Origin of the sequence: Duncaniella muris, from assembly GCF_003024805.1 — a bacterium.
Taxonomy (GTDB): Bacteria; Bacteroidota; Bacteroidia; order Bacteroidales; family Muribaculaceae; genus Duncaniella; species Duncaniella muris.
This window is the reverse complement of the sequence record NZ_PUEC01000014.1, coordinates 50,768-66,425: the sequence shown is the minus strand read 5'-3', so window position 1 is coordinate 66,425 and position 15,658 is coordinate 50,768. Positions and strand designations below refer to the sequence as shown.

The window sequence follows — 15,658 nt, the reverse complement described above, 5'->3', positions numbered from 1 at the left end:
GGCTTAATGATATGTTAAGTGTAAAATTGGAATAATTGAAATAACATGCTAAATTAAGGATGCGCAATGAGCGGTTCCCTTTGAAAAAACATCAAAATTCTCATACTTATTCAAATGCCTGCCCGCCAAGGTAAAGTATTCTGTTTTCATTATTCTATTCAGTATTGCAGAACGCCTATGCCATCATGCGAATTTCTATGGCCGCATAACGGCTGAATAACGCCAACAACTGCGCAAATTTACGCCACCTGAAATATTTTTCCAACATATTTGTAAAATACAGAAAATATATCTAATTTAGCAAGCAATATAAGGTGAAAATACCTACAAGCACAACAATTTCACGTTTCAAACAGAATATTTTTCCACTTCCATTACTGCAACTATGAGCCAGACACTATCACTCGACAAGACAGATCTCCACATACTTGACTGTCTGCAGCATGACTGCCGCCTCACCAACAAGGAGCTTGCAGCTGCCATACATCTCTCACCCACCCCTACCTTCGAACGCGTCAAACGCCTCGAACGTGACGGATACATCAAACGCTACGTAGCAGTGCTCGACGCGGAGAAAATCGACTGCGGATTCGTGGCATTCTGCTACCTCAAGATGAAACAGCACACCCAGGAAAACGCACTGCGCATAATGAAAGCCGTCAAAAACATTCCTGAAATTGCCGAATGCTACAATATCTCAGGTGATTATGATTTCCTGCTGAAAATCTACACACGCAACATGCATGCCTATCAGGACTTTCTGCTGCGCATACTCGGTGACCTCGACTGCATAGGCTCGCTCAACAGCTGCTTTGTGCTTGATGAAGTGAAAAGCACCCGCGAACTCCCCCTCAACGGATTGATCAACGGATAATTCCGGAAAACACAGAATAAAACATAGTGTCCGGACACCGAATTTTGGGATATTATTCTATGGAATATTCTAACTAAATCACTACATTTGCACATCTCCTCCTTGCAACCTTAAAAACCACCAAAATACTTAACCATTTCCATGGAAACACGAATTATCGAATGTGTCCCCAATTTCAGCGAGGGACGTGACAAGACCGTCATCAAGTCAATTACCGATGCCATAGAAAGTGTCAAAGGCATAAGCCTTCTCGATGTAGATCCCGGAGAAGCCACCAACCGCACGGTAGTCACTTTCGTAGGAGAGCCTGAAGCCGTAGTCGAAGCCGCATTCAGAGGCGTCAGACGCGCTGCCGAGCTGATCGACATGCGCAACCACCACGGTGCACATCCGCGCATGGGTGCAACCGATGTCTGCCCCCTCATCCCCATTTCCGGCATAAGCCTCGAAGAATGCGCCGAGCTTTCACGCAAACTCGCCAAGCGCATAGCTGATGAACTCGAAATACCGACCTACTGCTATGAGGCCGCAGCCTTCACTCCCGAACGCCGCAATCTGGCAGTGTGTCGCGCAGGCGAATATGAAGCACTCCCTGAAAAGATGAACCATCCCGGCAAAGGCCCGGATTTCGGCGATCGTCCGTTTGACGAAAAAGCGGCCCGCACAGGTGCCACAACCGTCGGCGCCCGTGACTTCCTCATAGCCGTGAACTTCAACCTCAACACGACCTCCACCCGCCGCGCCAACGCCATCGCATTCGATGTCCGTGAAAAAGGCCGTCCGGTTCGCGAAGGCGGCAAGCCAAACGGCAAACCGCTGAAAGACGAAAACGGCAATACCATAATGCAGCCCGGAACGCTGAAAGCCACCAAAGCCATCGGATGGTTCATTGACGAATACGGCATAGCCCAGGTGTCAATGAACATCACCGACATCTCGACCACACCTCTCCACGTGGCCTTTGACGAAGTCTGCCGCGCAGCCGGCGAACGCGGTCTGCGAGTGACAGGCACTGAAATCGTGGGCCTCGTCCCGAAACGCACTCTCATTGAAGCCGGACGCTACTTCCTCCACAAGCAGCAGCGCTCCACAGGCATTGCCGAAAGCGAGATCATACGCATGGCCGTCAAGTCAATGGGCCTTGACGAACTCAGCCCCTTCCGTCCTGAAGAAAAGGTGATCGAATATCTCATCGCGCCCAAAGGCGAAGGAAAGAAGCTGACTGATCTGACATGCACCGGATTTGCCGAAGAAACCGCATCAGAGTCTCCCGCTCCCGGCGGAGGCTCCATTTCAGCCTACATGGGCGCGCTCGCCGCTGCTCTCGGCACTATGGTGGCAAACCTTTCAAGCCACAAAGCCGGATGGGACGACCGCTGGAAAGAATTCTCCGATCAGGCTGACAAAGGCCAGGAACTGATGCAGCGGCTTCTGCATCTTGTCAATGAAGACACAGAGGCTTTCAACCGCATAATGGATGCCTTCAAGATGCCCAAGTCTACCGATGAGGAAAAAGCAGCCCGCGCAGCCGCAATCGAGGATGCCACACTCTATGCCACCCGCATTCCGCTGTCGACTATGGAAGCCGCAGCCGAGACATTCCCGCTTCTTGAATCAATGGCCCGCACAGGCAATCCCGCATCTGTCAGCGATGCCGGTGTAGGCGCACTGGCCGCACGTTCGGCTGTCCTCGGCGCACAGCTCAATGTCCGCATCAATGCCGCTTCGCTCAAAAACCGCGAGGAAGCTGCCCGTCTAACCACCCGCGCCGCCGAAATAGCGGCAAAATCAATGGAAGCTGAAGCTAGAGTGCTTGAGCTTGTCAATGATGTGCTCTCGGCCGACTGATGCCTCTCCGCAAAGAAAATACCACGAACAATACACCCCCCATACAGCAACATGACTAAAGAAGAATTTCGTGCTGCCGTAGGCGCCGGCATCCCCGACAGCCTCCCTGCCGCACAGCCCTATGATACGAGCGTCAACCACGCTCCCAGACGCAAAGACATACTCACGCCGGCTGAAAAACGGCTGGCCGTGAAAAACGCCCTCCGCTACTTCCCCGAACATCTGCATGCCGAACTGGCCCGCGAATTCGCCGGAGAACTTGAGACCTACGGACGCATCTACATGTACCGCTTCCGTCCTTCATATGAAATGTATGCACGCCCCATCGAAGATTATCCGGCCCGTTCACGTCAGGCCGCCGCGATCATGATGATGATCCAGAACAATCTCGATCCGCGGGTGGCCCAGCATCCCCACGAACTGATCACCTACGGCGGCAACGGTGCCGTTTTCCAGAACTGGGCACAGTATCTGCTCACTATGAAATATCTCTCGGAGATGACCGACTCGCAGACACTGGTGATGTATTCCGGCCATCCGCTCGGTCTTTTCCCCTCCCACCCCGACGCTCCGCGCGTCATCGTCACAAACGGCATGGTGATCCCCAACTATTCCAAACCCGATGACTGGGAACGCTTCAACGCTATGGGCGTATCGCAATACGGCCAGATGACGGCCGGCTCCTACATGTACATCGGTCCTCAGGGCATTGTCCACGGCACCACCATCACAGTGCTCAACGCCGGGCGCAAACGTCTCAAAGAAGGCGAGCAAGACCTCGGCGGTATGCTTTTCGTATCTGCCGGACTCGGCGGCATGTCAGGCGCACAGCCAAAAGCCGGCAACATTGCCGGAGTTGTCAGTATCATAGCAGAAGTCAACCCCAAGGCCGTAGAGACCCGCCACAGCCAGGGCTGGGTGGACGAAGTCTACACCTCGCTTGACGATCTCATGACTCGCACCGCCGAAGCCCGCAAAAACCGCGAGGCCGTATCGCTCGCCTATCAGGGCAATGTGGTAGACCTCTGGGAACGCCTCGCCGCTGACGGAGTCAGCGTTGACCTCGGTTCCGACCAGACCTCTCTCCACAATCCCTGGGCCGGCGGATACTACCCGGCAGGTCTGAGTTTCGAGGAAGCCAAGACCATGATGGCTGAAAATCCTGAAGAATTCAAATCCAAAGTCCGCGAATCATTGCGCAGGCAGGTTGCAGCCATCAACCGTCTGACGGAAAACGGCATGTATTTCTTCGACTACGGCAATGCCTTCCTGCTTGAATCATCACGCGCCGGCGCTGACATCATGAAAGCCGACGGCACCTTCCGCTACCCCTCATATGTCCAGGACATCATGGGACCGAGCTTCTTCGACTATGGCTTCGGACCATTCCGCTGGGTCTGCACATCAGGCAAAGCCGAAGACCTCGCCAAGAGCGATGCCATTGCAGCCGAAGTACTCGAAGAGATACTCAAAGATGTCCCTGAAGAGATCAAAGGCCAGCTCCGCGACAACATCCACTGGATCCGCGAAGCCGGACCAAACAGACTCGTGGTCGGTTCACAGGCCCGCATTCTCTACGCCGACTCTGAAGGCCGCACCAAGATAGCCCAGGCGTTCAATGACGCGATAGCCCGCGGAGAAATCTCGGCCCCCATAGTGCTTGGCCGCGACCATCATGACGTGTCAGGCACCGACTCTCCTTATCGCGAGACATCCAATATCTACGACGGATCACAGTTCACAGCCGACATGGCAGTCCACAACGTCATCGGCGATTCATTCCGCGGAGCCACCTGGGTTTCGATCCACAACGGCGGCGGTGTAGGCTGGGGCGAAGTGATCAACGGAGGATTCGGCATGGTGATCGATGGCTCGGAAGACTCCCGCCGCCACATTGACGAAATGCTCCTATGGGACGTCAACAACGGCATAGCCCGTCGCAGCTGGGCCCGAAACAAAGGTGCTATCTCGGCAATCAAGCGCGAAATGGAACGCACCCCCTTGCTGAAAGTAACCCTCCCCAACATCGCAGATGACAGCCTCATAGCCCAGGCATTCAGTGAACTCTAAAAATCTCCACCCACCCAAATCTACTACTCATCCATGATCCATTATATCAGCCCCGAACGCCTCACCATCCAGCGCGTAGGCGAAATAATCGAAAACAAACTGAAAATAGCGCTCAGCGACGAAGCCGTAAGCCGCATAACCCGCTGCCGTCAATATCTCGATGACAAAATCAGCGAATGTGACCATCCAATCTACGGCATCACCACCGGTTTCGGCTCGCTCTGCAACATATCCATTGACAGCCAGGACCTTTCAAAGCTACAGGAAAACCTGGTAAAGTCACATGCCTGCGGCTGCGGCGAAAAAGTCGACCCGCAGATTGTCAAGATCATGCTTCTCACCAAGATCATGTCTCTGTCATTCGGCAATTCAGGCGTACAACTGTCAACAGTGCAGCGCCTTGTCGACTTCTTCAATGACGATATCCTCCCGGTCATCTATCAGCTCGGCTCCTTAGGAGCCTCAGGCGACCTCGCGCCACTTGCCAACATGTGCCTTCCTCTGCTCGGACTCGGCGAAGTATTATATAAAGGTGAGATCCGTCCGGCGGCCGAAGTACTTGCCGAAAAAGGATGGCAGCCGGTAAGACTCGTGTCCAAAGAGGGGCTCGCACTTCTGAACGGCACCCAGTTCATGTCGTCACACGCTGTCCATGCCATCCTCCGCGCTCGCCGCCTGAGCGCGCTCGCTGACAAAATCGGCGCAATGTCACTCGATGCATTTGACGGCCGCATCGAACCGTTCGGCGATTCGGTCAACGCCGTGCGTCCTCATCCGGGCCAGCTTGCCACCGCCCGTGCCGTACGCAGCCATCTCGAAGGCAGCGAACTCATCAGCCAGCCCAAAAAGCATGTGCAGGACCCCTATTCATTCCGCTGCATGCCTCAGGTCCACGGAGCAGTCAAAGACGCTCTCGCTTATGCAGGCAACGTGATCGAGACAGAAATCAACTCTCCGACTGACAATCCCACTATCTTCCCTGAAGAAGACATCATAGTCTCTGCCGGAAATTTCCACGGCGAACCCATAGCCCTGCCGATGGACTATCTCGCCCTTGCCATAGCCGAGCTCGGCAGCATTTCCGAACGCCGCATCTACCGTCTGATCTCCGGAGCCCGCAACCTGCCGCCATTCCTTGTGGCCAACCCCGGCCTCAACAGCGGATTCATGATTCCGCAGTATGCGGCAGCCTCGATTGTCAACCAGTCAAAAGGCTACTGCTGGCCCACGAGCTGCGACTCGATCCCCTCCTCGCAGGGGCAGGAAGACCACGTCTCGATGGGCGGCAACTCGGCCACAAAACTTTGCCGCGTGGTCGACAACACCGAACGCGTGCTTGCCATCGAACTTTTCAACGCAGCCCAGGCACTTGACCTGCGGCGTCCGCTCAAGTCATCGCCGGAACTCGAAGCCTGGCACAAGGCATACCGCAAAGTCGTGCCGTTCATTGACAATGACACCGTCATGTCGCCCTACATCGCTGCCTCCGTTGAATTCCTACGCACCAATCCCTGATTCTCACAATGCTGATCACCAATATCGGAGTCCTCGTCGGCAGTGACGGCGGGGACACCCTTTTCCTCCGCGGAAAAGAGATGAGCACTATCGGTCTGATCGAAAACGCCTGGCTCCGCACCGAAAAAGACCGCTTCAGCGCTTTCGGCTCAATGGATTCATGTCCTGAGGCAGAACCGGGAGAACTGTGTATCGACGCCAAGGGCGGATATATATTCCCGGCGTTCTGCGACTCCCACACCCATATAGTCTATGCCGGCAGCCGTGAACGCGAGTTTATTGACAAGATCAACGGTCTGAGCTACGAGGAGATCGCAAAACGCGGAGGCGGCATACTCAACTCCGCTGATCTGCTTCATGAAACTCCGGAAAAGGAACTCTACCGCCAGGCTATGACGCGAGTGCACGAGATCATGGCAATGGGCACCGGATGCGTAGAAATCAAAAGCGGCTACGGCCTGACCACCGCCGACGAGATGAAAATGCTCCGCGTCATAAAGCGCATAGCCGAAAGCACACCGCTGAAGGTAAAGGCGACGTTTCTGGGCGCACATGCCGTAGGACGTGCCTATTCGGGACGCCAGGGCGAGTATGTGGATCTTGTCTGCAAGGAGATGATTCCCGCCGTGGCAGCCGAAGGTCTGGCAGACTTCGTAGATGTTTTCTGCGACACCGGATTCTTCACTATCGAAGAGACTGACCGCATTCTTGAAGCAGGAGCCCGCTACGGCCTGCGCCCGAAGATCCATGCCAATGAGCTCGCTGTCTCAGGCGGAGTGCAGGTCGGAGTGGCCCACAAGGCTCTGTCTGTCGACCACCTCGAACGCATCGGAGAAGAGGAAATCGAAATTCTGGCCGCCGGTCAGACCGTAGCCACTATGCTCCCCGGAGCCTCTTTCTTCCTCGGAATGCCTTATGGTCCGGCCCGCAAAGCCATTGACAGCGGAGCCATCGTTGCCCTCGCCTCAGACTACAATCCCGGCTCATCGCCATCAGGCAACATGCGCATGGTCATGTCGCTCGGATGCATCAAAATGAAAATGACTCCGGCCGAGGCTATAAACGCCACTACCATCAACGGAGCCTACGCCATGAACGAAAGCCGCGACTACGGCTCGATTGCCCCCGGCAAGATTGCCAGCTTCTATCTCACAAAGCCGATGTCATCGCTCGACTTCTTCCCCTATGCCTACGCCACTCCGCTCATAAGCCGCGTGTGGCTCAAAGGCCGCGAGGTCGAAGCCTGACAAAGCGGACCGCACAGATATTGAATCCATACAATCTACTGAATTTTCAAACGGTATCGGACTCAGGGACCGCAGATTGCGCCCGAACCCGATGCCGTTGTCTTTTTACTGTGTCTGATGCCGTGAAATAGTGCTTTTAAAACCGTTGTCGCCATAAAAATTTTTTTGAGAGTGTGTCTGGATACTTGCTATGAAAAAACCTGACACAAAAATAGTGCCTCTGCAAACCGGTTTAGTGCGATAATGCGGAGACACACAAAAAAGTTTCAAAAAGCCTGTTCAACGGTTGTTGAGCGAGGGAAGAAAGGCGTCTGGTATATGCTCGATTGTATATGATTCCGGCGATCCGATGATGATGACTATGTCAAAACGCGGTTCGAGAGGAATCTCATACTGACGCATATAGGAATCGGCGGCTTTGACAAGGCGGCTGCGCTTACGCCGGTCAATGGCTTCGACCGGGTCCACAAAGTCAGTCGACCGGGTCTTCACCTCGACAAAGCAGATCACATCGTCTTTCGTGGCGATGAAGTCAATCTCCACGCCGCTGATACGAATGTTCTCGCCACATATGGCATAGCCTTGGGTGAGAAGCAGCTCACGCGCTATCACCTCACCCCATCTGCCTAATTCATTATGCCCGGCCACCGGTTTCAGTCAACGTTTTACAGATCAGACATCATAGTCATCTTCGTCGAGCATCTCATAGCCGTAGTCCTCACCCTCGAAATCCTCATCGTCAATGAATTCCTCTTCGTCATCAGCCGGAGCAGGTACGTTTTCGAAGATGAATTCATCTTCCTCACGCACACGGTGATGCCCGTCAAGCGGCCTATGAGTGATCGGTGCCGTGTCTATGCGGTTGCGTTCGTCAGTGATCTCGCGCCAAAGTATATCTTTCAACTCCGTGAGGCCCATGCCTGTCACTGCGGAAATGAAGATGTGGGGCACTCCTTCAGGCAGGGTTGCCTCGATCTCAGCCATGAGTTCCTCATCAAGCATATCGCTCTTTGACACGGCAAGCACACGTGGCTTGTCTGACAGCTGGGGGTTGAACCGTTCGAGTTCGCCGACAAGGATATCGTATTGCGCCTTTATGTCGTCAGCGTCAGCGGGCACCATGAATAGAAGCACGGCGTTGCGCTCTATATGGCGCAGGAAACGCAGTCCAAGGCCCTTGCCCTCGCTCGCACCTTCGATGATACCGGGAATATCGGCCATCACAAAAGAACTGTCGCCACGATAGGATACTATGCCCAACTGTGGCTCCATAGTGGTGAAAGGATAGTCGGCAATCTTGGGACGGGCGGCGGAGATGGATGACAGCAGGGTCGATTTTCCGGCATTAGGGAAACCGACAAGACCCACATCGGCAAGAAGTTTCAGTTCAAGTATAATGCTCTTCTCTATAGCCGGTTCTCCGGGCTGGGCATAGCGGGGAGTGCGGTTTGTGGCGCTTTTGAAGTGCCAGTTGCCAAGACCGCCTCGGCCGCCGCGAAGCAGCTTCACCTCTTCGCCGTCAGATGTCACCTCGCAGAGGAATTCGCCGGTTTCGGCATCGAAAACAACAGTTCCGCAGGGCACGTCGACAATCACGTCCTCTCCGTCCTTGCCAAACGAGCGGCCACCGGAACCGCTCTGGCCGTTGCCGGCAAAAATGTGGCGGCGGTATCGGAGCGGCAGAAGGGTCCACATGTGACTGTTGCCACGGAGTATTATATGACCGCCACGGCCGCCGTCACCCCCGTCAGGACCTCCTTTGGGAACATATTTTGCTCGGTAGAAATGACGCGAACCGGCGCCACCCTTGCCTGATCGGCAGAGGACTTTTACATAGTCTATGAAGTTTGAATCAGCCATGACGATGGAATATTTTATTTATTTACTTAACAATCTTTCTGATATATCGTTTAACGTGTCTGACGGACATGAGCCATCAGTTCGCGGGCATGGGCGAAATCGGCCGGAGAGCCGATGTCGATCCAGGTGCCGTTGATAGGATAATAGGTCACTTTCAGACCTTCGGCAATGGCCTGCCCGATTAGATCGGGGGCATCCATGCGGCTTTCACGGTCAAGACGCCTGAGCAGGCGGTTGGAGAATAGATATATGCCGGCGTTGGCGTAATAGCTGTATGAAGGTTTCTCTTCCAGACTCAACACCCGCTCGCCTTCGGTGGCAAGAATAGCATAAGGGACAGTGACGTTGTATGACACGACTGCAATCGTGACATCGGCCTGTTCGGATGTGTGCCGGAGATACAGGTCTTCGAATGACACTGTGGTCAGCAGATCTGAGTTCATCACTATAGTCTCACCCTCTTCCGGCAGATCGACAAGCGCCACGGAGCCGATGGTACCAAGCGCTTTTGTCTCTCTGACGCATTTCACACAGACTCCGGCAACCGGAGTGGCGAAATGCTCTTCAAGCTGTTCGGCGAGATAGTTGACCGTCACGCTGATGTCATTCACACCGACTGCGGCCAGAGCTTCTATATTGTAGTCAATGATTGCCTTGCCTCCGATTTCGAGAAGCGGTTTCGGAGTTGTCAGTGTCATAGGGCGCAGGCGTTCACCCTTGCCTCCGGCCATCAGCACAGCGCGCACCGGAAGCACAGTCCGGGTCAGACATGTGTCAATCATTCTGACCACCCGGCCCTCATTGTCAAGCACCGGAATCAGTCTTATGCCCCGACGGCGGATCGCGCGGACCTCTGCCGGATCTATACAGTCCTCCTTCAGAGCATGAAACCTGCGGAACATGGCAGATGCCACCGGAGCATCAAGTCCGATGCCTGAAAGCAAAGCCCGGCGCACGTCTCCGTCGGTCAGCGTGCCGGTCATCCGGTTTCCGTCATTTACCGCTATCAGAGTCATTACTCCGCCTGAAAGGTCGTTGAGCATACGGAGTGCCTCTGACAGAGTGGCATTTTCAGATATTATATGTCTGTCGATCTGCATGGCTCTCAATGGGTGTTTCGGATTATTGTTTCTGCTATTGTCCAGTCAAGAGGCGTGTCAAGATCCACTGATCTCGAACGGGGCATCTCATATGGGATGCGTCGCGGAAATTCGCCGAGAGCCATCCGTCTGACTGACTCAGGATTGATCACATAGACCGCGCCGTTGAACTGCCATGCTTTCGGAGCATCCTGGCGCCGGGTGATCCGTCCGTCACCCTTCGAGACCCGGAGTGTGCCGTCAGGCTGTGTCTCAAAACAGTCATAATACGGATTGCAGGCTGCCTCGGCCACACTGACCACCATATCGCAGTCAGGAGTATAGAGTTTCAGACACTCTTCCACGTCACCGACAGTCCGCAGCGGAGAGGTGGGCTGAAGCAGCACCACCTTATTATATATAAGCCCCTCGCTGTCGGCCCAGTCCATCGCATCGAGTATCACCTCACGCGATCCAACTTTGTCACCGCCGAGCTCCGCGGGGCGGCGGTAGCTGACCGGCAGACCGGCAAGAGTGGCGCAGTGACGAATCTCGTCATCGTCAGTCGAAAGGATGATATGGGAATCAGGCGCAACGGCCTTGGCCACCTCAATGGAATAGTGGATCAGAGGACGTCCGCAGAATTCCTTTATGTTCTTACGCGGAATTCCCTTGCTGCCGCCACGGGCCGGAATGATGACGAGCGCTTGGTTATCGGTCATAAAATTTCTTTGTCTGAAGGGTTTGCAGTGGAGTCTCGGCGATTGCCTTTACAATGACATCAAGAGTGTCGGGACGGTAATACGGATTTTCAGCCTCACGCGCAAGACGCCGGCCGTCGTCACTGAGAGCATATGAAAGAGCGTCGGCGATCTCCTGCGTGCTGTCGCCGCAATGGATCACGCTCTTACCGCACAACCGGCCGCGCTGACGCATACCTATATCCACAGTCGGAATGTGCATTGACGGAACTTCAACTATTCCGCTCGATGAGTTGCCGGCAACAGCGCTTACGCAGCGCAATGCGGAAAGATAGCGCAGCTTGCCGAGCGAGGGCACTACTCTGACCCTGCCGGGCCTCGCGGCGGCATAGGCTTCAATGAGATCAATGATTAAGCGGCCTCTCGGATCGTTGTTCGGATAGGTCATCAGCACCTTGTGGTCCTCAAAACGGTCAAGAGCATCAAGAAGAGCCTTGCAGCGCACTGCCGGATCTTCATCGTCAAGAGTAGCCGGATGATATGTGACCAGAACAGACTTGTCTGTCAGATCGAAGTCTATCGACTCTTCAAGTTCCCGGCGTGTCAGCAGGGGCTCATGAAGAATGTTATAGACGCCGATGGCTCCTGTATTGATGACACGGTCCGGAGCCTCGCCCATCGCTATTACGCGCCGGCGGTAAGGCTCTGTGGCCGTCAGGTGGAGAGATGCCATTTTGGTGATCGAATGGCGGATGCTGTCGTCAATGGCGCCTTCTGAAATTTCGCCGCCGGCAATATGCACTATCGGCACTCTCAGCATCAGAGCAGCCGTGGCGGTGGCGAGCATTTCAAAACGGTCGCCGAGAATGACTATGAGGTCAGGGCGCAGACGCGAGAGTTCACGGGCCATGCCTGACATACACACGGCCATAGCTTCGACTGTCGAGCAGTCTGTATCAGCCGACAACGGCATCTCTACTCTGACCGGATCGGCAAAGCCGTCGGCCACGATCTCGGAAATCGTATTGCCGTAGCGCGGGGAAAGGTGCATGTTGGTGGCAAGGATTGTGACCTCACAGTCGGCACGTGCGGCCAGAGCCCGCGCAATCCCGCTGAGAAGCCCCCAGTCGGCACGAGTGCCTGTCGCAATAGCTATTTTCCTGATTTCTGCCATAGTGTCACTGCTCTGCTTATGTCTCCTCTCCCTCTCTGTTATTGAATTCAATATTCTCTTTCGCCGAAAATCGAAGTCCCGACGCGCACCATCGTGCTCCCCTCCTGCACTGCCACCGGCCAGTCATGGCTCATGCCCATGCTGACGGTGTCAAATCGCGGTGAAGAAGCAAATACCGTAGATTTCAGTCTGTCGAAAACCCTGCGGATCTCACGGAAGTCAGCGCGGATGCGCTCTTCGTCATCCACATTGGAGGCCATGCCCATCACTCCCCTGAATTCAACTCCTTCAAGCGAAGCAACAAGCTGGGGAGTGACAAATTCAAGGAGTTCGGCAGGTGTAAAACCGAATTTTGTTTCCTCACGGGCCACATGGAGCTGCAGCAGGACTCCGGGACAGCGCCCGGCTTTGCGCGCTTCGGTATCGATGGTCCGGAGCAGACGGTCTGAATCCACGCTGTGGATCATCGATGCAGCGGCCACCACCTTCTTCACCTTGTTGGTCTGAAGATGGCCTATGAAATGCCACTCTATATCCCCAGGCAATTCAGCCGCCTTTGCTTCAAGCTCAAGCGCACGGCTCTCGCCGAACACCCTCTGGCCGGCCTCGTAAGCCTCGGCCAAAGCTTCGGACGGATGAAATTTTGAGACGGCCACAAGGACCACTCCGTCGGGAAGAGTGGCGCGCAGTCTTTGAAGATTTTCCGTGACGTGTCCTGCCATAAGCGAAGTTTCAAAGGTTGAATTCAAAGATGATTGTGCTTGGATTATGCATCGGCAGGCTTGCTGTCGCCTGAGAGGTCAGCGTCATATACATCCATGATCAGAGTCTCCTGGATGGTATTGATTTCGAAATCGGCCATTGTGCCTTTCATGCCCTCCATGAAGTTGTCATAGGCCTCCTTGAAGCTGTCGGCTGCGACAAGAATCTGCGAAATAGATTTCTTCTCTACAGCGGTCTTTTCGTCAAGCGTGATGAACGCCACTTTGACAAGATACCATTTGTCACCGGTTCTTTCACGGAAAATCTCGGCGATCTTGGTGCGCTTTACAGCCGACACCGAAAAATCAGAAGTGAAGTGAGCGATTTCTTCGGAGATACGGGCTTCTGCCTCTGTGAACGAGAGAGCATCAACCATATAGGCTTCAGTCACTTTTTTGATCGAGCCATTTTCCATTGTCTTATCGTAGCGGACTTTCGTCTCAAACCAGTTTGCCATTTTTGTCAGATATTTATATTTTGTTCTTTATACATTATTCATGCAAAATTAGTCAAAATCCGTGAGCTTTCCCACTCCGGCCTAAAAAGAATTCACGCCACGAATATTTTTATTCACCATATTTGACTCATTTGTGAATTTTTGTTACCTTTGCATTATACCGTCAAGGTTATATCATTACATAAACTTAACATTAATACCTTCTTACAATGTATCAGCTTCAACTTCCTTTCGGTGAGGCCGTAAAGCGCGCACTCACTGTGAACTACTGCAATTTCAAAGGTCGTGCGTCACGTTCTGAATACTGGTGGTTCATGCTTTTCATTTTCATCGCGATGATTGCTGTCTCCGTCATTTTCTGCTGGAGCGAAACACTCTCTTCCATCGCTCTCGGAATAGTCTATCTCGGCATACTGCTTCCCGCACTCGGCCTGTCGGTAAGACGCATGCACGACATCGGCCGTTCGGGCTGGTGGCTCCTCATTAACTTCATTCCTCTGGTGGGCGGTATCATCTACCTCGTGTTCACCGTCAAGGAAAGCGAACCCGTACCCAACAAGTGGGGCGATGTTCCCAACATCGTCAAGCAGTAATACACACCCCTTTCCACACTCTGCTTTATCAACTTGATGACAAACGGATCTTTTGACAGCCAACGGATTGAAAAGCCTGAAATATGCAACCTCCTGCTCCGCATAAGCAGGGATGAGATCCATGTGGCAATCTACTCTATAGTCGAGGACAATTCGCTGATCTACCGGCGGATTGTCCTCGATCCTAATGCGTCTTCGAGGCTCCAGGCAATCGAAAGCGTCATCTATGACAACCCTATACTTCTGAGCGACTTCAGGCAGGTGACATGCGTCATAGAGACTGAAGAGCTGACCGTGGTTCCGTCGGAATGCAGTTCCGAATCAGACCGGCAGCTGCTTTTCAACGCCGCCTTCCCTAATTCATCCCTCGTAATGGAGGCCGATGAAACCGGAACCCGAAACGCGACCATACTCATGGGGCTGGAGACTGACCTGCGCGGATTTCTCAACCGCACATTCCACCGCATCAGAATCATGAGCCACCTCGGAGCCCTCAGCCGCTATTTCGCCTCGAAGGGGGCGCAGGGCAACAATCTGAAGATGGTGGTGAATGCCCGTCAGAAGTCACTCGATGTCATTGTGCTCGATGGCCACCGGCTGCTGATGGCCAACACTTTCCGGGCCGATACGCCCGACAACGCAGCTTATTATATTCTTGCCTGCCGTCAGCGGCTCGGTCTCGACCCGCACTCCGACGAGCTGCTGCTTGCCGGTGACCAGACTGTCCGCGAAGCAATCACCCCGATACTGCGCACCTACATTTCCCGCGTCATGCCCGTGATATTCCCTCCGCAGATGTTCAAGGCGGGCCGAGACGCCATGATTGCACCTTTTGATCTTATTGTAACTCCCATATGCGAATAATACGAGGAAAATACGGACGCCGCCGCTTCAACGTCCCGACCAATATCACCGCGCGGCCTACCACTGACTTTGCCCGCGAGAACATTTTCAACGTGATCGAAAACATGGTCGACATCGAAGGCCTGCGCTGCCTCGACCTCTTTGCCGGAACCGGTGCTGTCAGCTTCGAACTGCTATCACGCGGGGCTGCCTCTGTCACATCGGTCGAGAAATCAGCCACCCAGGCCCGCTTCATCGAAAAAGTAAAGCAGGAGCTCGGCGACCGCAATCTGCATCTTCTGCGCACCGATGCGCTGCGCTTCATCCGCGACTCGTCGACGGCCTTTGACTTTGTGTTTGCCGATCCCCCCTACGATCTTGACGACTTTGGCGATATTCCTTCAATGGTGCTTGGCTCACACCTGCTCCACCCCGGCAGTATCTTCATCATAGAGCACTCCAAAAAGTACGATTTTTCCTCACTTCCTCACTTTACCGAACACCGCGCCTACGGATCTGTCAACTTCTCTATTTTCGAAATCCCGGAAGAGTCCGAGGCCGCAACCTTCGATGACACTCCTGCCGAATAGCCTCCTGACAGCACAATCCGGAGCTACTATCCAAAGCAGACATCC

15 protein-coding genes are annotated in these 15,658 nt (G+C 54.0%); 8 read left to right on the top strand and 7 right to left on the bottom strand.

Annotated features, from left to right (window positions below):
* Nucleotides 1-385: 385 nt before the first annotated feature.
* The 5 genes from C5O23_RS07350 (at nt 386) to hutI (ending at nt 7,554) form a co-directional block, all read left to right on the top strand.
* Nucleotides 386-874 (top strand): Lrp/AsnC family transcriptional regulator, encoded by a 489-nt coding sequence (locus C5O23_RS07350; protein WP_107032298.1) that lies wholly within the window; start codon nt 386-388, stop codon nt 872-874.
* Nucleotides 875-1,015: 141 nt separating this feature from the next.
* Nucleotides 1,016-2,722 (top strand): glutamate formimidoyltransferase, encoded by a 1,707-nt coding sequence (gene ftcD, locus C5O23_RS07345; RefSeq protein ID WP_107032297.1) that lies wholly within the window; start codon nt 1,016-1,018, stop codon nt 2,720-2,722.
* 51 nt (nt 2,723-2,773) lie between these two features.
* Nucleotides 2,774-4,792 (top strand): urocanate hydratase, encoded by a 2,019-nt coding sequence (locus C5O23_RS07340; RefSeq protein WP_107032296.1) that lies wholly within the window; start codon nt 2,774-2,776, stop codon nt 4,790-4,792.
* Nucleotides 4,793-4,825: 33 nt separating this feature from the next.
* Entirely contained in the window at nt 4,826-6,307 is a 1,482-nt protein-coding gene (gene hutH / locus C5O23_RS07335) for a histidine ammonia-lyase (RefSeq protein WP_107032295.1), read from the top strand.
* Nucleotides 6,308-6,315: 8 nt separating this feature from the next.
* Nucleotides 6,316-7,554 (top strand): imidazolonepropionase, encoded by a 1,239-nt coding sequence (gene hutI, locus C5O23_RS07330; protein ID WP_107032294.1) that lies wholly within the window; start codon nt 6,316-6,318, stop codon nt 7,552-7,554.
* Between the two features lie 279 nt (nt 7,555-7,833).
* On the opposite strand, the gene C5O23_RS07325 is transcribed toward hutI, so the two are convergent.
* Genes C5O23_RS07325 through C5O23_RS07295 form a run of 7 tightly spaced genes read right to left on the bottom strand, consistent with a single transcriptional unit; the run spans nt 7,834 to nt 13,587 of the window.
* The gene (locus tag C5O23_RS07325) at nt 7,834-8,202 is read right to left on the bottom strand and encodes a YraN family protein (RefSeq protein WP_160631580.1); all 369 of its coding nucleotides are present in this window, start codon (nt 8,200-8,202) and stop codon (nt 7,834-7,836) included.
* Between the two features lie 24 nt (nt 8,203-8,226).
* A complete protein-coding gene (gene obgE / locus C5O23_RS07320) occupies nt 8,227-9,414 on the bottom strand; it encodes a GTPase ObgE (protein WP_107032292.1) in 1,188 nt (395 codons plus the stop codon).
* A gap of 50 nt (nt 9,415-9,464) precedes the next feature.
* Nucleotides 9,465-10,514 carry a sugar phosphate nucleotidyltransferase gene (locus C5O23_RS07315; protein ID WP_107032291.1) on the bottom strand — a complete coding sequence of 350 codons (1,050 nt, stop codon included), beginning with the start codon at nt 10,512-10,514 and terminating at the stop codon, nt 9,465-9,467.
* A gap of 5 nt (nt 10,515-10,519) precedes the next feature.
* Nucleotides 10,520-11,215, bottom strand: a complete 696-nt coding sequence (locus C5O23_RS07310; protein ID WP_107032290.1) for an acylneuraminate cytidylyltransferase family protein — start codon at nt 11,213-11,215, stop codon at nt 10,520-10,522.
* Entirely contained in the window at nt 11,205-12,368 is a 1,164-nt protein-coding gene (gene neuC, locus C5O23_RS07305; protein ID WP_107032289.1) for a UDP-N-acetylglucosamine 2-epimerase, read from the bottom strand. The genes C5O23_RS07310 and neuC overlap by 11 nt, the downstream gene beginning before the upstream one ends.
* 47 nt (nt 12,369-12,415) lie before the next feature.
* Nucleotides 12,416-13,090, bottom strand: a complete 675-nt coding sequence (locus C5O23_RS07300) for a YggS family pyridoxal phosphate-dependent enzyme (protein WP_107032288.1) — start codon at nt 13,088-13,090, stop codon at nt 12,416-12,418.
* 44 nt (nt 13,091-13,134) lie between these two features.
* Nucleotides 13,135-13,587, bottom strand: coding sequence for a DUF4494 domain-containing protein (locus C5O23_RS07295; RefSeq protein ID WP_107032287.1), 453 nt, complete (start codon nt 13,585-13,587; stop codon nt 13,135-13,137).
* A 209-nt stretch (nt 13,588-13,796) separates the two neighbouring features.
* On the opposite strand from C5O23_RS07295, the gene C5O23_RS07290 reads away from it, so the two are divergent.
* From C5O23_RS07290 to C5O23_RS07280, 3 genes are read left to right on the top strand one after another with little or no spacing between them, the layout of a single operon-like run.
* Nucleotides 13,797-14,180: a DUF805 domain-containing protein gene (locus tag C5O23_RS07290; protein ID WP_107032286.1), complete on the top strand. Its 384-nt coding sequence runs from the start codon at nt 13,797-13,799 to the stop codon at nt 14,178-14,180.
* Between the two features lie 36 nt (nt 14,181-14,216).
* Complete coding sequence (locus tag C5O23_RS07285) at nt 14,217-15,044, top strand: DUF3822 family protein (protein ID WP_107032285.1); 828 nt, start codon at nt 14,217-14,219, stop codon at nt 15,042-15,044.
* Nucleotides 15,035-15,613: an RsmD family RNA methyltransferase gene (locus tag C5O23_RS07280; protein ID WP_107032284.1), complete on the top strand. Its 579-nt coding sequence runs from the start codon at nt 15,035-15,037 to the stop codon at nt 15,611-15,613. The genes C5O23_RS07285 and C5O23_RS07280 overlap by 10 nt, the downstream gene beginning before the upstream one ends.
* Nucleotides 15,614-15,658 lie beyond the last annotated feature (45 nt).